Genomic DNA, 22,113 nt, shown 5'->3' on the forward strand with positions numbered 1-22,113 from the left:
GTTAAACCGTCCTAAAGACAACTCCATAAGATTGCGCTTCCAGCACGATGTTGGTCTTGAGCTTGTCCTCCCCATCGAAAGCCACATCAAGACAAAGCAGTTTTTCCGGTTTCAACGCGATCATTTCGCGCAATACGTCCTGGGTGACAGGCCGCTCCAGACAAACGAGCAACTGACCGCCATTGACCGACCAGACGGTTGAGGCGCCAATTTCGATACCTTCAATCTGGCTGGAGAGCGGCAGACCGCTTTTGAGGATCAGCTCATACAGAATGTCCTGCTGGTCCCGCAAGCGCTCGACGTTATCCGCGTAAAGTTTAAGTTGGTCGGATAAGGCTTCTGGAGTGCTAGGCATTTGGGTAGCGTCCCAGATTTTAAAGTTGGACGAATCTAGCTTGAAAGATCGAAAGCCACGATCTTGTTGCCCCTGAAAGTCAAGCTGTTCTTCGTTTTCCTTATTCAGATTCGAGATCACCCTCCGCACGCGCTCGCGGGTGATGTGAGCAATGGTGGGGTACTCCTTGTTCTCAGTCTTTTCGGGGAGTTGTACAAGAATAAATTTACGGTTTCCACCGTCTTCTTTGTTTAGTTCCAGAGCCGCTTGTGCGGTCGTACCTGAGCCCGCAAAAAAATCGAGAATCAACGAGTCTTCACTAGCCCCTTGTTTAATTAGCTTCTTTATTAAATTCGCAGGCTTAGAAAAATCGAAAATTTGAAAATCAAAAAGAGATCTTATGTCGGCCGTACCATCAGCGGTATACGTGTCATCAATGATTGAAGGAAACGCGATCAAATCTGCCTGCATGTCCTCCCTGAATTTCTTCTCTCTTGGCCTACCGCCTGGTTTATTAGGAAACAAAATACTCTTACTATCTATTAGTTGTTGCATTCTATCTTTTGAATAGCGCCAACCTGTATCCGCTGGTGGTTCAAAAATATTTCCTGTTTCAGGATCTTCCATAGGGAAATGTAAATTTGGTCTTTGCTTTTTGTTCGCTAGACCAAGCAAACTCCTGCTCATCCATAACCCTCGTGGGTCGTTATCATTGTTAGAAAACTTGGATTCATCCCTTTCAACACCAAGAAGTTTCGCTTCTGCTCTACAGTAAACCAACACGTACTCATGGTCTGTAGATACTCCGGTTTTTGCACGTGAATCCGGATATTTTCTGCTCTTCCAGGTTAATTGAACGACAAAATTCTCCTCCCCGAATACCTCATCCATCAGTAGCCGAAGATTGTTCACCTCATGATCATCGATACTGACAAAAATCACCCCATCCTCACGCAACAGATTCCGCGCCAGAAAGAGCCGTGGATACATCATGTTCAACCAGTTGGAGTGAAAACGGCCACTAGTCTCGGTGTTGGTGCTCTGCTTGACCCCGGCCTCATCCACCTGCCCCGAATAGCGCAAATAATCCTGCAACCCTTCCCGGTAGTTGTCGGGATAGATGAACTCGTTGCCGGTATTGTACGGCGGGTCGATATAGATCATCTTGACCTTGCCGTGATAGGGCTTCTGCAGTAGCTTGAGAACTTCGAGATTATCCCCCTCGATGATCAGATTTTCCGTGTCATCCCAATTTACACTCTCCTCCACCATCGGCCGCAGGGTGCCGACACTCGAAATCTGGACGTTACGAAAGGCTTCTGATTTACCCGCCCAGGAAAGGCCATAGCGTTCGACGCCTTGCTCGATCTGCTCACCCAAGGCAGCCTTGAGCTTTTCAAAGTCGATTTTCCCCTCACTGAAAACCTGCGGAACTGCATCAGCCAATTCCGCAAGCAACTTTGCTTTCAAATTTGGGGATGCTAGGGACATTCGAATATCAATTTTTTCGGGCATAAATCATTCCCCTTCCGTTTTCCGCACAATCACCAGCGACAGGTAGTCGAGATCCTCCGCTCGTACTGCATCCAGATCGCGGATCACCGCCTCGCCGGGGAGGCCGACGCGCTTGATGTAGACGGCGCGCTCCTTGAGGCCGAGATCGGTGAGGAGTTCGCGGATGCGATCGAAGACCCGATGCACCTTCATCAGCACCACGGTGTCGAAGTGTTCGAGAGTTTCGGCGAGGCGCCCCTCTTCGTAGGTTGCCGGCAAGACCGCCAGGCGTTCGTCCGAGCGCCCCAGCGGCAGCCCGGCCAGGGCGGCGGCGGCATGGATCGAGGAGACGCCGGAGACGACCTCCACCGGCAGGTCGGGAAAATCGGCGCGCAGCTCCTGCCAGAGGTAGAGGAAAGTGCTGTAGAGAAAGGGGTCGCCGAGGGTGACGAAAACCACCCTCTTTCCAGCGGCGACGAAGCCGGCCACCTCGACCGCGGCCTGGTGCCAGTAGACCTCGAGGCCGGCCTGGTTCCGCTGCATCGGGAAGACCTGGGTGACAAGCTGCTGGCGCTGCGGATCGACCAGCCCATCGACGATGGCGCGGGCGATAGAGCTGTCCGAGCGGTCGCCGACAGGGCAGACGACGACATCCGCTTCGCGGATCAGGCGGGCGCCTTTGAGGGTGATCAGCTCCGGGTCACCGGGTCCGATGCCGACGGCGATCAAACGTCCAGACATATTTAAATCCAAATCAGTTTTGGGTTTTGAGTTGCAACCTGGAACTCAAAACCTGGCACTCAAAACGGCCGTTAGTCCTTTACGGCGGTGATGATGTAGACCGGGTTGTAGGCCTCGAACATCTTGTAGTCGGTCAAGGGGCGAGTGCGGGCGATGTTGATGGTCGTCACCTCGACCTGGTAGCCGGCGTTGTCGAAATATTCGTTGGCGGCGGTGAGGGTGTCGAGGGTCACAGCGTTGATGACAACCCGGCCCCCGGCGGGGAGGCGGCCGTCGACGGCATCGAGGATGGCGTAGAGATTCCCGCCCGAGCCGCCGACGAAGACCCGGTCGGGATCGGGCAGGGCTTCCAGGCAGGCCGGCGCGTCCCCCTCGACCAGGGTGACGTGGCGGGCGCTGAACTTGCGCAGGTTGGCCTTGATGAACTCCCGGCACTGGGGATTGCGCTCGACGGCAAAGATGCGGCCGTTGGGGAGGAGGTGGTCGGCTTCGATGCTGACCGAACCGGAGCCGGCGCCGACATCCCAGAGGGTCATGTCGTGGCGAAGCTTGAGCTTGGCCAGGGTCACTACCCGCACCTCTTCCTTGGTGATCAGCTTCTTGACGGTGGCAAACTCTTCGTCGGGGATGCCGAGGGTCGGCACGTACTCTTCGCCGCCAGCCTCGTATTCCTTGATCAGGATCAGGACATTGAGGGGGGCGGCCTTGATCTGCAGCAGACCCTTGACGTCGGTGGCGGTAATCTGCTCTTCGGCGGTGCCGAGGTTCTCGCAGAGCCAGGCGGCGTAGCCGTCGCGGCCGCGCTCGATCAGCTCGGCGGCGATGGCTGCCGGGGTGTTGAGCTGGTCGGTGAGGACCGCCGCCTTGTCGTTGGCAACGATGCGGTCGACCGCCCCTTGCAGCCCCCGGCCGTGGGCGGAGATGAAGACGGCGTCATCCCAGGGCTCCTTGATCTTGGCAAAGGCATACTGCACCGAGCTGACATTGGGGACGAATTCCAGCTCGTCGGCACTCAGGTTGCGCAGCAGGTGGCGGCCGATACCGAAGAAGAGCGGATCGCCGGAGGCGAGGACCACGGTGCGCCGGGAGGACCCCTTCAGCCGTTCGGAAAGACCGGTCAGATCGCTGCCGATCGCCACCTTCTCGCCGGAGAATTCGGGGAAAAGGGCGAGCTGGCGTTCCCCGCCGCAGAGGAGTTCGGCCTGCTCGACCAGCTCCATGGCGCGGCGGCTGAACCCCTCCTGCCCCTCGACTCCGGCTCCGATGACGTAAATCCGCTTCATGGTCTCTTCTCCTCCGTGACAGCAATTGGCAGCTGGCCAAAAGAACGGGGTCGACCGCCGGCATAGTCGGCCAACAGCACCCCGACCGTCACCCCGGCTCCCCACCGGCGCAGTTGTTCAAGCGCATGGGTGGCAACCGTGGCGATCAGGGGGTGGTCCCGACCCAGCCCGAGATAGATTTCCCGGGCGGTGTTGGCACACTCTAGCCCGGCGGCAACGGCATCGTCAAGGCCGCTCTGCCGGGCCCAGCGGGCCAGTTGCGCGAGGTCGAGGCGCGAGGCGCTGACGTGAGTCTGGGGATGGCCGCAGGCAATCTTCAGCAGCTTGGCGAACTGCACCGCGAGGATTACTCCGGGCACCCCCTTGCGGTGGCAGGCCTGCAAGGCGAAACCGACGTGATCCCCCATCATCACGAAGGCTTCCTCGGGGAAACCGTCGTGATCCTGCAGCAGGGCCTGCGCCGCCGCTTCGCTGCTGCGCCCGGTGCTCAAGACCACACTCTCGCAGCCGGCGGCGCGGGCGACGTCAAGGGCGACATCGAGGGTGTCGGTCCAGGCCTGGTGCGAGATCGGCCGCACCACGCCGCTGGTACCGAGGATCGAGAGGCCACCGAGAATGCCGAGCCGGGCATTGAGCGTGCGCCTGGCCCGCTCGACGCCGTCGGGAATAGTGAGGGTCACCTCCACCCCCTGCGGAGGGGGGAAGACGCTGCGCACCGCCGCCAGGATCATCTGCCGCGGCACCGGATTGATCGCCCATTCGCCGACCGCCACCGCCAGGCCCGGCTTGGTGACCCGGCCGATGCCGGGCCCGCCGCGCAGCACCACTCCGTCCTCGCCGGCGGCCGCCGGGAGCAGGCGCACCTCGGCATGTACCTCAACCCCGTGGGTGACGTCCGGGTCGTCGCCGGCATCCTTGACGACGAAGCAGCAGGCCTCGCCGTCGAGCAACTGCTGGCCGTGGAGAGCGAAGGGCGCGGCGAATCCGGCTGGCAGGTCGATCACGACGCGCGGCACCGCTTCACGGTCGCGCAGCAGCAGCGCCGCGCCCTTGGCCGCGGCGGCGGCGCAGGCGCCGGTGGTGAAGCCGCTGCGCAGGGGTCGAGCCATCTCAGACCCGCTCGATCATGTCCTGCACCGAGAGCAGGCGCAGGATCTCGCGACGGGCCTCGCCGACGGTGAGGGGGATATGGTGCAGCTTGACGTGATCCCGGGTCTTGAGGATGTTCATCAGCTCCGCCACCAGCGGCAGGTTGAGCTTGGCCCGTTCCAGCGCCTTCGGATCGCCGAAGACCTCTTCCGGCGAGCCGTAACGGAGGAGTTGCCCCTTGCTGAGGATCGCGATCCGGCTCATGAAGAGGGGGACCAGGTCGACGACATGGGTCGCCATGATCATGGTGATCCCCTGCTTCTTGTTGAGGTCCTCGAGCAGGTGCATCAGCGAGTGAACCCCCATCGGGTCGAGACCGGCGGTCGGCTCGTCGAGGATGATCACCTGCGGCTGCATCGCCAGGATGCCGGCGACGCAGACCCGTTTCTTCTGGCCGTGGGAGAGGGCATGGATCGACTTGCGTGCGAAGTCCTGCATGTGGACCTGGTGCAGGGCGCTGTGAACCCGCTCCTTGATCTGCTCCGGCGGCAGTCCCATGTTGGTCGGGCCGAAGGCGACATCCTCCTCCACCGTGGCGGCGAAGAGCTGGTCGTTGGGATCCTGGAAGACGATGCCGATGCGGCTGAAGACCTCGCGGTCCTCGACGCTCTCGATCGGCTTGCCGTCGAGGAGGACCCGCCCGAGGGTCGGTCGCAGCAGCCCGTTGAGGTGCTTGATCAGGGTCGTCTTGCCGCTGCCGTTGCTGCCGAGCATGGCGAGGAACTCCCCCTTGGCGATCTCCAGGTCGATGCCGTTCAGGGCCGGGGTGCCGTCTTCGTAGGTGTAGTGGAGATTTTCGATCTTCAGCATGGGATCCTCAATTTTGAATTTTGAATTCTAAATGTTGAATTTAATTCAAAATTCAAAATTCAAAATTTTTTTCACCGCACCGCGTAGAGCCCCGCCAACAGCACCAGGCCGGCCGTCAATAACAGCCAGTCACGGGATTGCAGCGGCCCGGGGGGATAGCCGGTCAGCGCGCCGCTGTAGCCGCGGCAGCGCATGGCGGCAAAGGAGCGCTCGGCGCGGTCATAGGTACGCAGCACCAGCATGCCGCCAAGGGTACCCGAGGAGCGCAACCCGGTGCGGAAATCGACGAAACCGAGGCGGGCCCGCTGGGCGCCGCGAATCCGCTCCCCCTCTTCGAGAAGGAGGAAGATGTAACGATACATGATCAACGCCAGCTCGACCAGCACCGGCGGACAGCGGAAGAAGCGGGCGGCCCGCATCAGCTCCGGCAGCGGCGTGGTCAGGGAGAAGAAGAGGAGCACCCCCATGCCGCCGAGAATCCGCGCCGCCAGTTCCAGCCCGCGCAGCAGGGCGCCGCTGGTGATCGTCAGCGACCAGGCGAAGAAGGGGAGTCGCACCAATATCTCGCCGCTCTCGACCCAGAAAAACTGGGTGATCATCGCCACCAGGGCGAGGGTCGCCGGCACCATCATGCGCCGCAAAAAGAGCGCCGGACGCACCCCGGCAAGGAGGACCAGCAGAAAAGCCGTGATGGCCAGGGCGGCCGGGGTGCGCAGGCCGCCGGCGGTCAGGTTGACGCCGAGGGCCGCCACCAGCAGGATCAGCTTGACGCGGCCGTCGAGGGCGACCAATAAACGCCGGTCCTCCCCCTGGGCATCGATGAAGTGATGATGGCCGCCCATTCAGTCGTCCGCGTCCCGCTCTTTCCTGCCGGCGACAAACACCTTGTGCCAGTAGAAGCCGATGATGAAGCCGCCCACCGCGCCGGCCAGGGCAAAGAGGAAGAGGAGCAGGTCCCCCTGGTCGGTGTTGATATAAGGGTCGCGCGCCTCGCGGCCGAGTTCCTTGGCGTATTTTTCGACCACCGCCTCGTCGACCCCCGGCCATTTCGGCTTCGTCTCTTCGGCCCCGAGGGGAGCCGTCAGCAGAAGCGTCATTGCCAGGACCAGCCCGGTCAGCAACCGTTTCATTTCGGCACCTCCCCGAAGACCTTGAGCTTGCGCAGAATATCAGGCCGGTGTTTCTGGACGTAGACGATAATGCCGCCGGTCACCACCCCTTCGAGGATCGAAAGCGGGATCTGGGTCGGCATGAAGGCGAGGTAGATCTGGCCGAGAACCGCGAGGAAGGGGTGATCCCCGTGCAGGGCGATCGCCATCTCGAAGGAGGTCGAGAGGTAGGTCAGCAGGTCGGCAGCGACCCCGGCGAAGAAGCCGCACCAGAAGAGATTGAGCCGCAGCAGCCGCCCGAGGCGGAAGGCACCGTAGCCGGCGAAGGAGCCGACCACCCCCATCGACATGGTGTTGCCGCCGAGGGTGGTCAGGCCGCCGTGGGCGAGAAAGAGCGCCTGCAGCAGCAGCGAGATGAAGGCAACAACGACGCTGGCGAAGGGACCGAGAAAGATGGCGCTCATGCCGGTCCCGGCGGGATGCGCGGTGCTGCCGGCGACCGGCACCGGGATCGGGAAGCAGGAGAAGACAAAGACCGCGGCGCCGAAGATGCCGAGCAACGGGATGTAGGAGGGATCGAGCGCCTTGCGCCTGCTGACCTGGCGCACTCCCCAGGCGACGAAAGGCGCCGCGGTAGCGAACCAGAAGACGCACCAGGCGGGGGGGAGGATCCCCTCGGAGATATGCATGGCAAAGGCGCGCGCCGGGAGCGCCAGCAGCAGGATGGCGAAACACAGGAAGCGAAGCATTTCAGCTCTCCTCGGCGAGCAGGGTCAGCGCATTGAGAATGGCGGCGGCGATCGCCGACCCCCCCTTGCGGCCGCGACAGGTGATAAACGGCAGGTTGGAAGCGAGCAGCGCCTCCTTCGATTCGGCGGCGCCGACGAAACCGACCGGGACCCCGACCACCAGCGCCGGTGCCACCGCCCCGGCGGCGGCGAGCCGCAGCAGTTCGAAGAGGGCGGTCGGCGCGTTACCGATCAGGTAGATGGCGCAGCCGGCCGCAACCCCCTTGCGCAGTGCCAGGATGGAGCGGGTAATTCCGGCCGCGCGCGCCTGCGCGGCAACCTCCGGGTCGGCGACATGGCAGGCGATGGAAGAGCCGAAACGGGCGAGCCGCGGTTTGTTGACACCGGCCAGAACCATGTTGGTGTCACAGCAGATGCCGGCGCCGGAGCGCAACGCTTCCAGACCGGCGGCGACGGCGCCTGGGGCAAAGAAGGTGCTGGTAGCGAACTCGAAGTCGGCGGTGGTGTGGATGATGCGCCGCACCACCGGCCATTGCTGGCGGTCGTAGCCATGGGGGCCGACTTCGTCGTCGATGATGTCGAAACTGTGTGCCTCGATGGCGGCGGGGTCGACGATCACCCCGGGGGAGAGCCTGTTCATGAGTTCCTCAGGAGCCAACCGGCAGCCAGCCGGCTTCCTCCAGTGATTCGGCGACCCGCTCGCAGACGATTTCCGCGAGCTTGGGATGGACGCCGAGGGGCTTGCCGAGGGTCATCTCCAGGCCCGGGTAGCGGGCCGCTGCAGCGGCCATCTCCGCCGGCAGATCCTCAAGCACGTGGGCCCCGGCGAAGAGGAAATAAGGGTAGAGGAGGATGCGCCCGGCGCCCTGGGCCACGCAGCGGTCGATGCCGGCCTGGATGTTCGGAGCGTGCATCTCGCGGAAGGAGACCTCGACGATCTCGAATCCCGAGTTTTCGCGGACCATGGCGGCGATGGCATGGAGCGCGTCGTTGGCATCGGCGACCCGCGAACCATGGCCCATCAGCAGAATAGCAGTCTTCATTATACAATCTCCCGGCAACAAAATGAGCCTCTGGCAACAGCGACCGGAGGCTCGGGCAAACGAGGTCCTCCGACCTCGTTTGCCATCGGCGGTCGAAACACTCTTATCTATGGAAGCGGCCCTTTTGTCCCAGCTCCGCGTCAGGTTTCCTGGGCCTTGTGCGGCGTAGCTGCCGCTACGCCTCCGCGTCCCAGTAAACCTTCCTTGATCTGAAACATAATTGCTCCCTTCTGGAAACTTTCTACGCTCTCATTTTCGTTTACCCCGGTGTGAATTGCCTCAGATCTTATCCCCCCGCAGATCCCCCTTGAACAGCGCCCCGGCGCCGCGGCTGGCGCAGAAGTCGCCGCACATGGTGCAGGTCGCTTCGTCTTCCGGGGTACGGCTGGCGCGGATCGCCCGGGCGTCGTCGGGAAAGAGGGCGAGGTCGAACTGCCGCGGCCAGTCGAGGTCGCGGCGCGCCTTGCTCATCGCCTTGTCGCGCTGGCGCCCTTTTTCCGGGTACTTGTTCATGTCACCGATGTAGGCGGCGATCTTCGCCGCCTTGACCCCGGCCACCACGTCCGCTTCGTTGGGGAGGGCAAGATGCTCGGCGGGGGTAATGTAGCAGATCAGGTCGGCGCCGAAGCGGCTCGACTGGGCGGCGCCGATCGCCGCGGTGATGTGGTCGTAGCCGGGAGCGACATCGGTGGCGATAGGACCGAGCATGTAGTAGGGAGCGCCGCCGCTCATCCTTTTTTGCAACTGGATGTTCCCTTTGACCTCGTCGAGCGGTACGTGGCCTGGTCCCTCGACCAGCATCTGGCACCCCATCTCCCGCCCCAGTTCGGCGAGTTCGCAGTTGATCAGCAGCTCCTGGATCTGCGCCCGGTCCGAGGAGTCGTGGATCGCTCCGGCGCGCAGGCCGTTGCCAAGGGAGAGGACGGTATCGTACTTCTTGAGGATGCCGACCACCCGGTCGAACTGCTCGTAGAGAGGGTTCTCACGGCCGTTGGCGAGCATCCAGGCGACCATCGACACCCCCCCCTTGGAAACCAGCCCGCCGTAGCGGTACCCCTGCTTGCGCAGGCGTTCGATGGTGTAGAGGTTGATGCCGCAATGGACCGCCATGAAGGCCATGCCGTCGGCGCACTGCTGCTCGATCAGGTCGAAGAGGAGTTCGGCATCGAGCTTGTTGGGGTCGCCGTAACGCCGCGCCGCCTCGCAAAAGGCCTGGTAGAGAGGGACGTTGCCGACCGGCAGGTCGACGGCGGCGATCACCTCGCGGCGCACCCGGTCGAGGTCGCCGCCGACGGAAAGCTCCATCAGGGTATCGGCGCCGGCCGCCTGCGCCGCCTGTGCCTTGCGTACCTCGGCGGCGTAATCGATGATATCCGAAGAGGTGCCGATGGAGGCATTGACTTTGGTCCGCAGGCCCAGGCCGATGCCGACCGCCTGCGGTTGGCGGTTGTGGTTCCAGGGGATGACGATCTTTCCTTCACCGACCATCTGCCTGACATATTCGGAAGCCATCTCCTCGGAGCGGGCGACGGCCTCCATCTGGGGAGTGATGATCCCTTTCCGGGCCTGTTCAATCTGAGTCAGCATTACTTATTTCCCTTCTCGGTCCGGTCAGGGACGGTGATTGCGGCAACAAGTGACGAAGTGCTCCGCCACCTGCGGGTTGCTGCCGAAATGCAGGTGAATATAGGATGCGAGCAGATTGCCGCGGCGAAAACCTTCGTCGGCCAGGGCGGCCCCGTCGCGACGGCTGACCCGGTAGACGCGATCGACAACGGCGCCGGGCTCGAACTCCGAGTAGTGGAACTCGTGCCCGCGCACCACGGTGCCGGCCGGGCCAAGCAGCGTATCTTTGCGCAGGGTGACCGCGCGATAGCCAAGGGCCTTGCGGCGCGGCAGGAGGCGCGCCGCGCCGGGGAAAATGCCGGTCATCGCTCGCCCGTCGATCGATTCGGCAAGGAGCATCAGCCCGCCGCATTCGGCGTAGATCGGCAGGCCGGCGGCGGCCGCCTGCTTTAACCCATCGAGCAGAGAGCGATTGCCCGCCAGCTGGTCGGCATGCAGCTCGGGATAGCCGCCGCCGAGGTAGAGACCGTCGAGGCCCTCGGGCAACCGCCCGTCGGAGAGCGGCGAGAATTCGACCAGTTCCGCCCCCGCCGCCGCCAGCAGTTCGAGGTTTTCCGGGTAGTAGAAACAGAAAGCCGCGTCGCGGGCGACGCCGATGCGAACCTTTGGGGGCCGAATCCTTGGGGTCAGGTCTTGACATGGGACACGAGTGTCCCATGTCAAGACCTGACCCCTTCCGTCCAGCCGACCCCTTCCGCCCAGCAGCCGGTCGAGATCGACATGACGCTCGATCGCGTCGGCCAGACGGGCGAAAAACTCTTCGTCGCGGCCGCAATCGCCAGCGGTGACGAGCCCGAGGTGGCGCTCCGGCAGGGCCAGCTCCGCCGCCCGCGGCAGGCAACCCAGAAGGGGGGGGAGGCCGGGGACCGCGGCGAGGGCTTCGGTGAGCAGGGCGCGGTGGTTGTCACTGCCGACCCGGTTGCAGAGGACGCCGGCAAACTCGAGCCGTGGCTCGAAGTTGACGAAGCCCTGCACCAGCGCCGCAGCGCTGCGCGCCTGGGCGCGGGCATCGATCACCAGCAGCACCCGGGCGCCGAGCCAGCGGGCGATCTCGGCGCTGGACCCGGTGTCACTGCCACCCGCCGCGCCGTCGAAGAGGCCCATGACCCCCTCGATGACCGCCAGATCGGCACCGGCGCTGCTCCGCGCAAAGCTTTCCCGGACCCAGGCCTCGCCGCACATCCAGCCGTCGAGATTGCGACTGCTGCCCCCGCAGGCGGCGGCGTGGTGGCCGGGGTCGATAAAGTCGGGGCCGACCTTGAATGGCGCCACCACCAGGCCGCGCCGGCGCATTGCGGCGAGCAGGCCGAGGGTGACGGTGGTCTTGCCGCAACCGCTGGCCGGGGCGGCGATCAGCAGCGGACGCATGACATCAGCCATTGAGCAGGCGCACGACCGAATTCCCGTCGGCGAAATAGTCGATGATATTGAGGCAGCCGTAATCCTGCTCGACACTGAAGAGCGATTGGAGGGGGGCGCCGATAGCATCGAGCAGAATTACCCGGTTGACGCCGCCGTGGGCCACCACGACCACCTCCTCGCCCTGATGACGGGCGACGATTCCCCGTATCGCCGGCAGCACCCGGCCGGCGAGATCGATCAGGTTTTCCCCTCCCGGAACCCGGTAGTGAACAACGTCGTCCAACCGCGCCTGCCACTGCTGCGGATAGCGGCTTTTCAGCTCCTGCCAGGTCATCCCCTCCCAGGCGCCGATGTGCAGTTCCCGCAGGTCGGCGAGCGCCGCCGGCTGCAGGGCAAAGGGTTGCGCCAACACCCGGGCCCCCAGCAGGGTGCGCTGCAGGTCGCTGCAATAGACCGCCTTGATCGGCTTGCCGGCGAGGCGCAGCTGCAGCATGCCGAACTGGGCCTCCCCCCGGGGGGTGAGGGGGACATCGCCCTGGCCGTTGTAGCGTTTTTCCTCGTGGCCGACCACCTGGCCATGGCGCACGAGGTAGATGCGGGTCCGGGTCATGACAGCTTCCTTTCCGGGGCGACCATCAGTGGCTCACTGCCAGCACCAGCAGCAGGACCACGATCTCAACGACCTCGGTGGCGCCGCCGAGGACATCGCCGGTCACACCACCGAGACGGCGGTTGAAGTAGCGGATCAGCAGGGCTGCCACCACCGCCAGCAGGAAGAAGAGGAGGATCCCCTGGAGATGGAACAGGACAAGGACGGCGGCCAGCAGCGTCGCCGTGGCGATCAGCATTTCCCGCTCGCCGACCTGCTCGACAAAGATCCTGCCGGTGCCGCCCTCGGCCCGCAGGTAGCGGCAGTTGACCGCCAGCACCACCTGGATCCAGCGCCCGGCCGCCGGCATCAGCACCAGCGCCGCCGCCTTGGCGGGGAGCGGAATGTTGGTCAGGCTCAGGTACTTGAGGAGCAGGGTCATGACCAGGCCGACGGCGCCGATGGCGCCAACCCGGCTGTCCTTCATGATACGGAGGATTCCCTCCCGGTCGCGCCCGCCGGCGAGACCGTCAATCAGGTCGGCGATGCCGTCGAGGTGCAGGGCGCCGGTGGCGCCGATCAGCAGCAGCAGCAGGAGCGCGTCGAGCACCGCCCGCGGCAGCAGCAGCCCGAGGAACCAGTCGGCCACCACCAGCAGCAGGCCGAGGGTGAGGCCGACCGCCGGGAAGAAGGCCATGCTGCGGGCGAGCCGCGGCGGCTCCAGCGCCAGGTTGCGAGCCACCGGGAAGACCGTCAGGAAGGCGATGGCGGCCCGGAAATCGTCCCACTGCTCTTTCATGCATCGCTCCCGCGGCTGACCCCGGCATCGTCAAAGGTGGCAATTTCGCGCAGGCCGCGCAACGCCGCCTCGATCAGCCCCATCGCCAGCGCCCCCCCGGTCCCTTCGCCCAGGCGCATCTGCAGATCGAGAATCGGCTTCTGGCCAATCCGTTCGAGCATGGCGGTATGGCCAACCTCCACCGACTGGTGGGCAGCGAAGATATAGTCCCTGACCTCGGGGTGGAGCTGCACTGCGATCAGGGCGCCGGCGGTGGAGATAAAGCCGTCGACAACGACCGGCAGCTTGAGCGCTGCGCAGCCGAGGACCAGCCCGGCGATACCGCCGATTTCGAAGCCGCCGACCTTTGCGAGGACATCGACCGGGTCCTTGGGGTCGGGACGGTTGACCTGCAACGCCCGGGATATGGCCGAGAGTTTGCGCACCAGGCCGGCATCGTCGATGCCGGTGCCGCGGTGGGTCACCGCTTCCACCGGCAGTCCGGTGAAGACGGCGGCAATGGCCGCCGAGGGGGTGGTATTGCCGATCCCCATGTCACCGGTACCGACCAGGTCGATCCCCCGGGCGACGCACTCCTCGGCAACGGCGATGCCGGTCTCGAGGGCCTGCACCGCCTGCGCGCGGCTCATGGCGGGGCCAAGGGCGAGGTTGGCGGTGCCGCGGGCGATCTTCCGGTCGAGTAACCCCGCGTGGGGAGGAAAGTCGTAATCGACCCCCATGTCGACCACCGTCACCCCGGCACCGACCTGACGCGCCAGGGCGTTCACCGCAGCGCCGCCGGCGAGGAAGTTGAGAACCATCTGCGGCGTCACCGCGCGGGGGAAGGCGCTGACCCCCTCGGCGCAGACGCCGTGATCGCCGGCAAAGGTAAAGATGGTCTTGGCGCGCACCGTCTCCCGGCCGCTGATGGCGACAAAGCGCCGGGCGAACTCTTCGAGGCGGCCGAGGGAGCCGCAGGGCTTGGTCTGCTGATCGAGGCGGGCCTGCACGGCCGCCAGCCTGGCGGTCGAGACCGGCTCAATCCGGTCGAGGGTCTCCTGCAAAGTCATCGAAATTCACTCCCTGGCAATTTCAAAAGATCGGGTCGTCTATTTCAGCCGCAGCGGCAACCCGGCGACGACCAGCCAGGCCTCGCTGGCGGCTGCGGCCAGCAATTGGCCGGCCTCACCGGCGAGATCGCGGAACTGGCGGGCCATCGGGTTATCCGGCACGATGCCGGCCCCGAGTTCGTTATTGACCAGGTAGACCGGGGCGGCTAGCTGCCGCAACTGAGCCACCAGCTGCTCCACCGCGGCAAGGACCGGCCCGGCGGCTTCGCCATGGTGAAAGAACGCGTTGGAGAGCCACAGGGTCAGGCAGTCGATCAGGACGGCCCCTCGCCCCACGGCCGCGGCCGGCAGACGCAAGGTCAACTCCAGAGGTTCCTCCAGGGTGTCCCAGCGCGGGCCGCGGGCCGCCTGGTGGCGGGCGATACGCTCCCGCATCTCGTCATCGCCGCCCCTCCCGGTCGCTACAAAAAGGAGCGACCCGGGGTGCCCTTCGGCGCGGCGCTGGGCGTAAGCGCTCTTGCCGGAACGGGTCCCCCCGGTAATGAAGATCAACTCGGCCATGGGTTCAGTATTCGATTCCGGCGCGGGCCGGAATCCCCTCGGAGTAGGGGTGACGCACCGCCTCCATCCGCGTCACCAGGTCGGCCCGGGCGGCCAGTTCGTCCGGGGCATGGCGGCCGGTGAAGAGGAGTTCGACATGGGCCGGACGCTCCGCGATCAGCTGCAGCACCTCCTGAAGAGCGAGATCGCCCCGGTGCAGGGCATTGTTCCCTTCATCGAAGATCGCCAGATCGATTTCCCCGGACAGAACCCGCGCCCGGCCCCGTGCGAAGGCCTGACGCACCGACTCGGTGACCAGCGCTGGCGGCGGCCGCTGGCCGATAATGCCGATCCCGGCGGTGATGATTTCGATACCGGGCAGGGTTTCCAGAATGGCGACCTCACCACTGATCGAATCCGCCGACTTCAGAAACCGGACCAGCAGCACCCGCAGCCCCTGGCCGAGGGCACGCAGCGCCAGCCCGGTGGCGGCGGTCGTCTTCCCCTTTCCGGCTCCGGTATAGACCTGGACCAGTCCCGGCTGTGGCATATTCACTCCCCCGGCCTACAGAAAAGCCCCGATTTCGCGAGAAATCGGGGCCGGCTGGCACAATGCACCATGAAGACCCGAACCGTTCCCGCGAAGGGTTCGTTACTGCGACATCCGGGCAGGTCTCCTGGCTCGTGGGTCGATTTACTGGCCGTGCCTTCCCGTCCCGGGAAGGGACAGTGGCTCGATCGGCGGTCATCACCACTTACAGTTGCGGGGCAGCGAGGGAGTCTCACCCTCTTCCCTATTCTCCCGCCGGCATCTCGCGACGCGGGCAGGCACCCGAATGGTTGATTGTCGCTCTTTTGTAGCAGAGGCGCGCAGAGCCTGTCAACGGGAATACCAAAGACGAGCTGGCTACTCCTTGCCGGCCTCTTCCAGGGCGACGCCGAGGCGTTGCCAGATCTCATCCCGACCTTCGCGGGTCTTGGCTGAGAAGAGGGTGAAGGCGTCGGCCGGCAGACCGGTCGCCGCGAAGATCGGCGCGAGCTGGCGGGCGCGCTGGCCGCGGCTGATCTTGTCCACCTTGGTGATCACCGGGATAGTCGGCACGCCGAACTCCTCGAGCCAGTCGAGAAGCTGCAGGTCTTCCCCATAGGGGACCCGGCGCACATCGAAGAGCAGAACGACCGCCCGCAGGCAGGAACGGGTCTCAAGGTAGGTCCGCACCATCGGCCCCCAATCCTTGCGCACCGCCATCGGCACCTTGGCAAAGCCGTAGCCGGGGAGGTCGACCAGGCCGAGCTCGCCGTTGACGAGAAAGAAGTTGAGCAACTGGGTGCGCCCCGGCGTGGAGGAGGTACGGACCAGCGCGCGCCGGTTGAGGAGGGTGTTGATCAGGCTGCTCTTGCCGACATTGCTGCGCCCGGCGAAAGCGATCTCCGGCCAGAGCGCCTCGGGATAATGGCCGGGAGCGGTACAGCTTTTCAAGAATTCGGTCGATTTAATCTGCACGCGAGGTCCTGGCTGGGAAAAGGAAAAGGTGGGCGGCGGGGATTCCGAACTTTAGTATCTCTCGCCGCTATGCTAGCATGGAGCCCGACGCGAGGGAAGCGTTGAAACGGGTGACCTCGGGTAAGATTCCAGGGCATCTGCAACCAAACTCAAGGGTCATTCCGTTATTTTTTCCAGATCAACGCCAATCAGCGTTTGCCCGCTGCTCCTCATCGGAGCCCGTTCCATCCCTCGCCAAGAGAAGTCGGCAACTGGACAAAACGGCGCACCGTGATATAAATCGGGCAGCCACTTCACCAGCCGTAACGCTCATCATGGAGGCATAAATGCTTAGTACCAAGCTACAGGATGCGATGAACGAACAGATGAAGAACGAATTCTTCTCGGCCTATCTCTACATGGCGATGGCGGGCTATTTCCAGGCCGAGGATCTGCCCGGGTTCGCCACCTGGATGCGGGTTCAGGCCCTGGAGGAAATGACCCACGGCGAACGTTTTTTCAATTTCATCTGTGATGTCAACAGCCGCACCAACCTGCTGCCGATCGCCGGCCCGCGCAATGACTTCAAGTCGCCCCTCGAAGCCTTTGAATACGGCCTGGAACATGAGCGGTTCGTCACCGACAGCATCAACAAACTCATGGACCTGGCCAAGGCCGAGAGCAACCATGCGGCGCAGATCATGCTGCAATGGTTCGTCACCGAGCAGGTCGAGGAGGAGTCCAACTTCTCCCTGATCATCCGCAAGCTGAAACGTGTCGAAGGGGACGGACGCGGCCTGTTGCTCCTCGACCAGGAACTGGGCCAGCGGGTTTTCGTCCCGCCGGCTGCGGCCGGCGCTGGCGCCTGACCGGGGCCAAGAACGAAAACGGGAGGGGCGACCTCGACAGGTCGCCCCTCTCGTATTCAGGGGAGGCAGCCTGTTCCGGCCCCGATCCGGGTTCCTCAGCGCGAATGACCGATGTCGCAATGCCCCTGGCCACAATCACGGCGACGGGGCAGGTAAACCCGCAGTCGCGCGAAGAGCCTGTAGCCGAGGGTCGCCAGCAGGTGAATCCCCGGCAGGCGGATCAATTTCGCGAGCCGATGGTAGCCGGGGCCGGGCAACGCCTCCCAGATCGCCGGGAAGGAGTCGACGCCCAGAAAGTAGCGTCCGCCCGCGTCACGGACATGCATCTGCACCATGAACTCCCGGCGGCTCCGGCCGTAAAGGGCCGGCTCGAAATCAGGGGCGCTGATATCGACAAAGATCAGCTTGCCGCCGTGCTCCAGGTTCCGGTAGTGATCAATTTCCCGGGAACAGACGCGGCAGGAGCCATCATAAAAAACGCTCAAGGGGAATTCCGGCCTCGCTTTCATTGTGCTCCATCTCCTCGGGGAACCGACTTGCCGGTTTCCATTTCATTCTAGCAGCAACCGCCGGAACGGCTCTGGCAGGTTGACAACCAGCCGCTGAATCGGCTACCTTTTCTGAACTTTCCTCAGGCCAACCATGACGGTTCAATCCAACAAAGGAGAATTTTGGATGTCGGACAAAATTGATGTACAGGAGGCGGTGCGCCGCTCGATCCAGACCGAAAAGAACGCCATGGACTTTTACACCCACTGTGCGCGCCACATGAAGGACCCGGAAGCGGTCAAGACCTTCGAACTGCTGGCCCGGGAGGAGCGCGAGCACGCCGACTGGTTCTTCAAGGTCTACAAGGGGGCCGGCCTCGGCAGCTTCGAGGAATTCATCAAAACGGATGTGAGCGACGATTCGGACTGGCTCGGCGCCAAGGAGCGCCAGTTGCTGCCGACCCTCGACGAGCGCAAGGCGATGGAGCTCGCCATGGAAAAGGAACAGCAGCTCGAAAAACATCTGCGCAGCATGGCAGAAAAGATTGCCGACCCCGAAGTGCGGGCGGTCTACGAGGCCAACGCCAAGTCGACCCACAACCACTACCTCCTCATCGAGTCCGAGTACGCCCGGCTGATGGGAATGGTACACGAAACCGATATCGACACCTTCGTCCGCGAATAGTTCCCAACATCGGTCCGCCTTTCGCAGTCACCGGAAAGGCGGACCTCTCTTTTCCTTTGCAGTCCCTCCCCCCCCCGCCTGCCCCATCGGCAACGTAAAGTCCTCCTCACGCCGCGCCCAGCCACCGGCGCACCCCCGCCTGACAAAGAAAGGCCATCATCGCGAAGAGGATCCCCCCGGTCAGAAGCTCGGCAAGTTCGGCCCCGGTGAGGGGGACGATCCGAAAAACGGCCGCCAGCGGGGTGTACATCAGCAGCCCCTGCAGGACCACGGAGAGGAGAACGGCGGCCCAGATCCAGCGGTTGGTCCAGAAGGGGACCTGGTACCCGGCGCGAATGACAAAAGTCAGGATCACCTCGTAGAGGACAACGAAATTGAAGACCACGGTCTGGGCATGCACCAGGGCCTGGGGATCGGCAGAATTCCCCCCGAAATGGGCGAAAAGGACGAGCGCGATGGCGGTGCCGATGAGACCGAGGAGACCAAGCAGGGCGAGGCGGGGAAGTGGCAGGATCCCCTCGTTGCGGGATTTCGGCGGCCGCCGCATGATCTCCCTGCCGTAGGGATCGACGCTGTAGGCGAGGGCCGGGGCGCCATCGGTCACCAGGTTGATCCACAATAGCAGGATCGCGGTCAGGGGGAGGTTCATGCCGAAGAGGGTCGCCAGGAAGATGATCAGCACCTCGCCGAGATTGCCCGACAAGAGCAACATGATCGATTTCTGGATGTTGTCGTAGATGCCGCGCCCCTCCTCGATGGCGTTGACGATGTGAGTGAAGCTGTCATCGAGGAGTACGAAGTCGGCCGCTTCCTTGGCCACCTCGGTGCCACTACCCACCGCGACACCGATATTCGCCTTTTTCAGGGCCGGGGCGTCATTGACACCGTCGCCGGTCATGGCGACGGTGTGCCCCAGCGCCTGCAGGGCGGCGACGATCCGCTGCTTGTGCTCGGCACTGACCCGCGAGAAGAGGTTCACTCCCCCCTGCAACGCCGCTCTCAGACCTGCCTCGTCGAGGGATTCGACCTCGTTCCCGCGCAGCAAATCGCCTTCGATACCGATCTCCCGACCGATGGCCCGCGCCGTCTCGCCATAGTCGCCGGTAATCATGATCACCCGGATCCCCGCCTGCCGGGTGCGGGTGATCGCCTCGATCACGTCGGGACGGGGCGGATCGATCATCGCCTGCAGGCCGAGAAAGGTGAGGCCTTCTTCCAAAAGCGGGTCATCGGCGGCGAGGCGCCCTTCGGCAAAAGCGAGCACCCGCAGGGAGCTGGCGGCATAGTGCTCATTTTGCGCCTCGATCGCCGCCACATGCTCGGGTGTCAGCGGCACCGTCTCGTCGCCAACGAGAATCGTGCTGCAGCGGGCGAGAACGCTGTCGAGGGCGCCCTTGGTGAGGACCAGTTCCTCCCCCTCCGCCGCCAGAAGAACGCGCACGCTCATCCGCTTGCGATCCGAATCGAAGGGGAGCTCATCGCGGCGCCGGGCATCGACGGCGACACCGGCCTTGGCGGCGCTGGTCAGGAGCGCGGCCTCGGTCGGGTCACCGCTGATCAGCCAGCGCCCCTCCTCCACAAAGAGGCTGGCATTGTTGCAGAGCTGGCCGCAGCGCAGCAGACGCTCAGCCACCGGCCCGGTCACCTCCCCTTCCGGCGTATACCCCGAGCCGGCAAAAGTCACCTCGCCGGCCAGGGTCCAGGCATGGCGGACGGTCATCTGGTTTTCGGTCAGGGTCCCGGTTTTGTCGGTGCAGATGACGTCGCAGCTCCCCAGGGTCTCAACCGCGGCGAGGTTGCGCACCAGCGCTTTTTTCGCCAGCAGGCGCTTGACGCCGATGCTGAGCGCGATGGTCACCACCGCCGGCAGGGCCGTCGGTACCGCCGCCACCGCCAGGCTGATGGCGACGAAGATAAAGGCGACACTCACCTCCGCGCTCAACGCACCGGCTAGATAGGCCTTGAAGAAGGAGAGGAAGAAGACGAGGAGACAGATGCCGATAATGGCGAAACCCAACTTGCGCCCGAACTGGTCGAGGCGCCGCTGCAACGGGGTCTGCTCCTCCCCCGACTCGCGGACCAGGGTCGCAATCCGGCCCAGCTCGGTCGCCATGCCGGTGGCGATCACCACCGCCCGGGCATGACCGGCCGCGATCGTGGTCGCCGAGAAGAGGAGGTTATGGCGGTCGCCGAGTGGCGCTTCCTGCTCAAGGGCTTGACTATTTTTTTCGACCGGTACACTTTCGCCGGTCAGGGTCGACTCTTCCACCTGCAGCCGGGTTGCGGTCACGATCCGCAGGTCGGCCGGGACCTTGTCCCCGGCAGCCAGTTCGACGATATCGCCGGGAACCAGGTCGGCGGCGTTGATACGGCGCAGTTGGCCGTCGCGCAATACGGTTGCCTGAAGGGTACTGATCTTCTTCAGTGCGTCGAGGGAGCGATGGGCGCTCAGTTCCTGGAAAAAGCCGATCAGGGCGTTCGCCAGCAGGATGGCGAAAATGATCGCGGTATCGACATACTCGCCGATCACCAGCGCGAAGAGCATCGCAAAGAGCAGGATATAGATGATGAAACTCTTGAACTGGTTGAGAAAGAGAATCAAGGGGCGAAGTGTCGAGGTCGTCTCCAGGCGGTTGGGACCGCAATGCTGGAGCCGCCGCCGGGCTTCTTCCGTGGTGAGCCCTGCCGCCGTGGTCTGCAACTGCGCCACCACTTCATCGACCGACTGCCGGTAATAGTCCATCGTTTCCCTCGTGCTCCTTTTTTCGCGGGCGGGCCAGGCACCTCCCGGAACGATTGACGCGGCGGCGATCAGGAAAAGCTGCGATTCTCCTGCTCGACGACGCGGATGAAGGTGGTGCGCTTGGAGAGCTCGCGCAGCGCGCCGGCGCCGACATAGGTGCAGGCCGAGCGCAGGCCACCGAGAATATCCCGGACCGTCTCCTCGATCGGGCCGCGATAGGGGACCTCCACCGTCTTCCCCTCGGAAGAGCGGTACTCGGCGATACCGCCGGCGTGCTTCTCCATGGCGGTGGCGCTGCTCATGCCGTAGAAGAGCTTGAAGGTCTGCCCCCCCCGTTCGATGACCTGGCCGCCGCTTTCATCGTGGCCGGCGAACATGCCACCGAGCATGACAAAATCGGCGCCGCCGCCGAAAGCCTTGGCGACGTCACCGGGACAGGTGCAGCCACCGTCGGCGATGATGCGCCCGCCGAGGCCGTGGGCGGCGTCGGCGCACTCGATCACCGCCGACAGTTGCGGGTAGCCGACCCCGGTCTTGAGCCGGGTGGTACAGACCGAGCCGGGGCCGATGCCGACCTTGACGATATCGGCACCGGAGAGGAGGAGTTCCTCGACCATCTCGCCGGTGACGACATTGCCGGCGACGATCGTCTGCTCCGGAAAGGTGCTGCGAACCTTCTGGACAAAGGCGACGAAGCTCTCGGCGTAACCGTTGGCGACATCGATGCAGATGAATTCGAGCTGCGGGTGGCGCCCCAGGATCTCCTGCAGCCGGGCGAAATCGGCCTCGGCGGAGCCGGTGCTGACCATCACCCGCTGAAAGATCGAGGCCGGTTGCCCGGCGAGGAAATCGTCCCAGGCGGCGACCGGGTAGTGTTTGTGAATGGCGGTGAGCAGGCCGTGACGGGCGAGGACCGCCGCCGCCTCGAAGGTGCCGACGGTATCCATATTGGCGGCAATCAGCGGCACCCCGCGCCATTCGCGGCGGCTGTGCAGAAAGGTGAAGCTGCGCTCGAGATCGACCGCGGCCCGGCTGGCCAGGGTCGAGCGCTTGGGACGGATCAGGACATCCTTGAAACCGAGCTTGACATCGCTTTCGACACGCATCGCGATCATCTCCTGGGGGAAAAGGGGAAAGGTCAGGAGAAGTCTAACAGGAAAGGGATGAC

At 63.9% G+C, this 22,113-nt stretch carries 23 protein-coding genes and 1 riboswitch; of the genes, 2 read left to right on the forward strand and 21 right to left on the reverse strand.

The window, feature by feature from the left end; all coding sequences use genetic code 11:
* Position 1 precedes the first annotated feature (1 nt).
* The 18 genes from DBW_RS15050 to yihA all read right to left on the reverse strand — a co-directional run bounded on the left by DBW_RS15050 (position 2) and on the right by yihA (position 16,181).
* On the reverse strand, positions 2-1,849 hold the full coding sequence (locus tag DBW_RS15050) for a site-specific DNA-methyltransferase (protein WP_066728517.1): 1,848 nt from the start codon (positions 1,847-1,849) through the stop codon (positions 2-4).
* A 3-nt stretch (positions 1,850-1,852) separates the two neighbouring features.
* Complete coding sequence (gene cobI / locus DBW_RS15055) at positions 1,853-2,569, reverse strand: precorrin-2 C(20)-methyltransferase (RefSeq protein ID WP_066728519.1); 717 nt, start codon at positions 2,567-2,569, stop codon at positions 1,853-1,855.
* A gap of 71 nt (positions 2,570-2,640) precedes the next feature.
* Positions 2,641-3,852, reverse strand: a complete 1,212-nt coding sequence (locus tag DBW_RS15060) for a bifunctional cobalt-precorrin-7 (C(5))-methyltransferase/cobalt-precorrin-6B (C(15))-methyltransferase (RefSeq protein WP_066728521.1) — start codon at positions 3,850-3,852, stop codon at positions 2,641-2,643.
* Positions 3,849-4,961 carry a cobalt-precorrin-5B (C(1))-methyltransferase CbiD gene (cbiD, locus tag DBW_RS15065; RefSeq protein WP_066728523.1) on the reverse strand — a complete coding sequence of 371 codons (1,113 nt, stop codon included), beginning with the start codon at positions 4,959-4,961 and terminating at the stop codon, positions 3,849-3,851. The genes DBW_RS15060 and cbiD overlap by 4 nt, the downstream gene beginning before the upstream one ends.
* 1 nt (position 4,962) lies before the next feature.
* Positions 4,963-5,811, reverse strand: coding sequence for an energy-coupling factor ABC transporter ATP-binding protein (locus tag DBW_RS15070; RefSeq protein WP_066728525.1), 849 nt, complete (start codon positions 5,809-5,811; stop codon positions 4,963-4,965).
* A 71-nt stretch (positions 5,812-5,882) separates the two neighbouring features.
* Positions 5,883-6,653: a cobalt ECF transporter T component CbiQ gene (gene cbiQ / locus DBW_RS15075; protein WP_066728527.1), complete on the reverse strand. Its 771-nt coding sequence runs from the start codon at positions 6,651-6,653 to the stop codon at positions 5,883-5,885.
* The gene (locus tag DBW_RS18990; protein WP_066728529.1) at positions 6,654-6,941 is read right to left on the reverse strand and encodes a hypothetical protein; all 288 of its coding nucleotides are present in this window, start codon (positions 6,939-6,941) and stop codon (positions 6,654-6,656) included.
* Entirely contained in the window at positions 6,938-7,669 is a 732-nt protein-coding gene (locus DBW_RS15085; RefSeq protein WP_066728531.1) for an energy-coupling factor ABC transporter permease, read from the reverse strand. Before DBW_RS15085 ends, DBW_RS18990 begins: the two co-directional genes overlap by 4 nt.
* A gap of 1 nt (position 7,670) precedes the next feature.
* Positions 7,671-8,309 (reverse strand): precorrin-8X methylmutase, encoded by a 639-nt coding sequence (locus DBW_RS15090; protein ID WP_066728533.1) that lies wholly within the window; start codon positions 8,307-8,309, stop codon positions 7,671-7,673.
* A 7-nt stretch (positions 8,310-8,316) separates the two neighbouring features.
* Positions 8,317-8,712: a sirohydrochlorin chelatase gene (locus tag DBW_RS15095; protein ID WP_066728535.1), complete on the reverse strand. Its 396-nt coding sequence runs from the start codon at positions 8,710-8,712 to the stop codon at positions 8,317-8,319.
* A gap of 279 nt (positions 8,713-8,991) precedes the next feature.
* The gene (gene thiC / locus DBW_RS15100) at positions 8,992-10,299 is read right to left on the reverse strand and encodes a phosphomethylpyrimidine synthase ThiC (protein WP_066728537.1); all 1,308 of its coding nucleotides are present in this window, start codon (positions 10,297-10,299) and stop codon (positions 8,992-8,994) included.
* 24 nt (positions 10,300-10,323) lie between these two features.
* A complete protein-coding gene (locus DBW_RS15105; protein WP_066729873.1) occupies positions 10,324-11,706 on the reverse strand; it encodes a cobyrinate a,c-diamide synthase in 1,383 nt (460 codons plus the stop codon).
* Between the two features lie 4 nt (positions 11,707-11,710).
* Entirely contained in the window at positions 11,711-12,310 is a 600-nt protein-coding gene (cobC, locus tag DBW_RS15110; protein ID WP_066728539.1) for an alpha-ribazole phosphatase, read from the reverse strand.
* Positions 12,311-12,335: 25 nt separating this feature from the next.
* Complete coding sequence (gene cobS / locus DBW_RS15115; RefSeq protein WP_066728541.1) at positions 12,336-13,088, reverse strand: adenosylcobinamide-GDP ribazoletransferase; 753 nt, start codon at positions 13,086-13,088, stop codon at positions 12,336-12,338.
* The gene (gene cobT, locus DBW_RS15120; protein WP_066728543.1) at positions 13,085-14,137 is read right to left on the reverse strand and encodes a nicotinate-nucleotide--dimethylbenzimidazole phosphoribosyltransferase; all 1,053 of its coding nucleotides are present in this window, start codon (positions 14,135-14,137) and stop codon (positions 13,085-13,087) included. Before cobT ends, cobS begins: the two co-directional genes overlap by 4 nt.
* 39 nt (positions 14,138-14,176) lie before the next feature.
* Positions 14,177-14,698: a bifunctional adenosylcobinamide kinase/adenosylcobinamide-phosphate guanylyltransferase gene (gene cobU, locus DBW_RS15125; RefSeq protein ID WP_066728545.1), complete on the reverse strand. Its 522-nt coding sequence runs from the start codon at positions 14,696-14,698 to the stop codon at positions 14,177-14,179.
* 4 nt (positions 14,699-14,702) lie between these two features.
* Positions 14,703-15,227, reverse strand: coding sequence for a cob(I)yrinic acid a,c-diamide adenosyltransferase (locus tag DBW_RS15130; RefSeq protein ID WP_066728547.1), 525 nt, complete (start codon positions 15,225-15,227; stop codon positions 14,703-14,705).
* 101 nt (positions 15,228-15,328) lie between these two features.
* Positions 15,329-15,528: riboswitch (cobalamin riboswitch) on the reverse strand.
* 56 nt (positions 15,529-15,584) lie between these two features.
* Positions 15,585-16,181 (reverse strand): ribosome biogenesis GTP-binding protein YihA/YsxC, encoded by a 597-nt coding sequence (gene yihA / locus DBW_RS15135; RefSeq protein ID WP_066728549.1) that lies wholly within the window; start codon positions 16,179-16,181, stop codon positions 15,585-15,587.
* A 326-nt stretch (positions 16,182-16,507) separates the two neighbouring features.
* Here yihA and DBW_RS15140 point away from each other — a divergent pair, with 326 nt between their 5' ends.
* Positions 16,508-17,029, forward strand: coding sequence for a ferritin (locus tag DBW_RS15140; RefSeq protein WP_066728551.1), 522 nt, complete (start codon positions 16,508-16,510; stop codon positions 17,027-17,029).
* A gap of 95 nt (positions 17,030-17,124) precedes the next feature.
* On the opposite strand, the gene DBW_RS15145 is transcribed toward DBW_RS15140, so the two are convergent.
* The gene (locus DBW_RS15145; RefSeq protein WP_066728553.1) at positions 17,125-17,538 is read right to left on the reverse strand and encodes a thiol-disulfide oxidoreductase DCC family protein; all 414 of its coding nucleotides are present in this window, start codon (positions 17,536-17,538) and stop codon (positions 17,125-17,127) included.
* 166 nt (positions 17,539-17,704) lie between these two features.
* On the opposite strand from DBW_RS15145, the gene DBW_RS15150 reads away from it, so the two are divergent.
* Positions 17,705-18,202, forward strand: coding sequence for a ferritin-like domain-containing protein (locus DBW_RS15150; protein WP_066728555.1), 498 nt, complete (start codon positions 17,705-17,707; stop codon positions 18,200-18,202).
* 106 nt (positions 18,203-18,308) lie between these two features.
* On the opposite strand, the gene DBW_RS15155 is transcribed toward DBW_RS15150, so the two are convergent.
* Together DBW_RS15155 and DBW_RS15160 are read right to left on the reverse strand one after the other, a co-directional pair.
* Positions 18,309-20,945: a cation-translocating P-type ATPase gene (locus DBW_RS15155; RefSeq protein WP_066728556.1), complete on the reverse strand. Its 2,637-nt coding sequence runs from the start codon at positions 20,943-20,945 to the stop codon at positions 18,309-18,311.
* A 68-nt stretch (positions 20,946-21,013) separates the two neighbouring features.
* Positions 21,014-22,051 (reverse strand): GMP reductase, encoded by a 1,038-nt coding sequence (locus DBW_RS15160; RefSeq protein WP_066729875.1) that lies wholly within the window; start codon positions 22,049-22,051, stop codon positions 21,014-21,016.
* Positions 22,052-22,113: the final 62 nt, after the last annotated feature.

The organism is Desulfuromonas sp. DDH964, from assembly GCF_001611275.1.
GTDB lineage: Bacteria > Desulfobacterota > Desulfuromonadia > Desulfuromonadales > DDH964 > DDH964.

Coding starts and splice junctions, on each gene's coding strand:
- DBW_RS15050 (WP_066728517.1), bottom strand. CDS start 1,849: ATGCCCGAAAAAATTGATATTCGAATGTCCCTAGCATCCCCAAATTTG.
- cobI (WP_066728519.1), bottom strand. CDS start 2,569: ATGTCTGGACGTTTGATCGCCGTCGGCATCGGACCCGGTGACCCGGAG.
- DBW_RS15060 (WP_066728521.1), bottom strand. CDS start 3,852: ATGAAGCGGATTTACGTCATCGGAGCCGGAGTCGAGGGGCAGGAGGGG.
- cbiD (WP_066728523.1), bottom strand. CDS start 4,961: ATGGCTCGACCCCTGCGCAGCGGCTTCACCACCGGCGCCTGCGCCGCC.
- DBW_RS15070 (WP_066728525.1), bottom strand. CDS start 5,811: ATGCTGAAGATCGAAAATCTCCACTACACCTACGAAGACGGCACCCCG.
- cbiQ (WP_066728527.1), bottom strand. CDS start 6,653: ATGGGCGGCCATCATCACTTCATCGATGCCCAGGGGGAGGACCGGCGT.
- DBW_RS18990 (WP_066728529.1), bottom strand. CDS start 6,941: ATGAAACGGTTGCTGACCGGGCTGGTCCTGGCAATGACGCTTCTGCTG.
- DBW_RS15085 (WP_066728531.1), bottom strand. CDS start 7,669: ATGCTTCGCTTCCTGTGTTTCGCCATCCTGCTGCTGGCGCTCCCGGCG.
- DBW_RS15090 (WP_066728533.1), bottom strand. CDS start 8,309: ATGAACAGGCTCTCCCCCGGGGTGATCGTCGACCCCGCCGCCATCGAG.
- DBW_RS15095 (WP_066728535.1), bottom strand. CDS start 8,712: ATGAAGACTGCTATTCTGCTGATGGGCCATGGTTCGCGGGTCGCCGAT.
- thiC (WP_066728537.1), bottom strand. CDS start 10,299: ATGCTGACTCAGATTGAACAGGCCCGGAAAGGGATCATCACTCCCCAG.
- DBW_RS15105 (WP_066729873.1), bottom strand. CDS start 11,706: ATGCGTCCGCTGCTGATCGCCGCCCCGGCCAGCGGTTGCGGCAAGACC.
- cobC (WP_066728539.1), bottom strand. CDS start 12,310: ATGACCCGGACCCGCATCTACCTCGTGCGCCATGGCCAGGTGGTCGGC.
- cobS (WP_066728541.1), bottom strand. CDS start 13,088: ATGAAAGAGCAGTGGGACGATTTCCGGGCCGCCATCGCCTTCCTGACG.
- cobT (WP_066728543.1), bottom strand. CDS start 14,137: ATGACTTTGCAGGAGACCCTCGACCGGATTGAGCCGGTCTCGACCGCC.
- cobU (WP_066728545.1), bottom strand. CDS start 14,698: ATGGCCGAGTTGATCTTCATTACCGGGGGGACCCGTTCCGGCAAGAGC.
- DBW_RS15130 (WP_066728547.1), bottom strand. CDS start 15,227: ATGCCACAGCCGGGACTGGTCCAGGTCTATACCGGAGCCGGAAAGGGG.
- DBW_RS15140 (WP_066728551.1), top strand. CDS start 16,508: ATGCTTAGTACCAAGCTACAGGATGCGATGAACGAACAGATGAAGAAC.
- DBW_RS15145 (WP_066728553.1), bottom strand. CDS start 17,538: ATGAAAGCGAGGCCGGAATTCCCCTTGAGCGTTTTTTATGATGGCTCC.
- DBW_RS15150 (WP_066728555.1), top strand. CDS start 17,705: ATGTCGGACAAAATTGATGTACAGGAGGCGGTGCGCCGCTCGATCCAG.
- DBW_RS15155 (WP_066728556.1), bottom strand. CDS start 20,945: ATGGACTATTACCGGCAGTCGGTCGATGAAGTGGTGGCGCAGTTGCAG.
- DBW_RS15160 (WP_066729875.1), bottom strand. CDS start 22,051: ATGCGTGTCGAAAGCGATGTCAAGCTCGGTTTCAAGGATGTCCTGATC.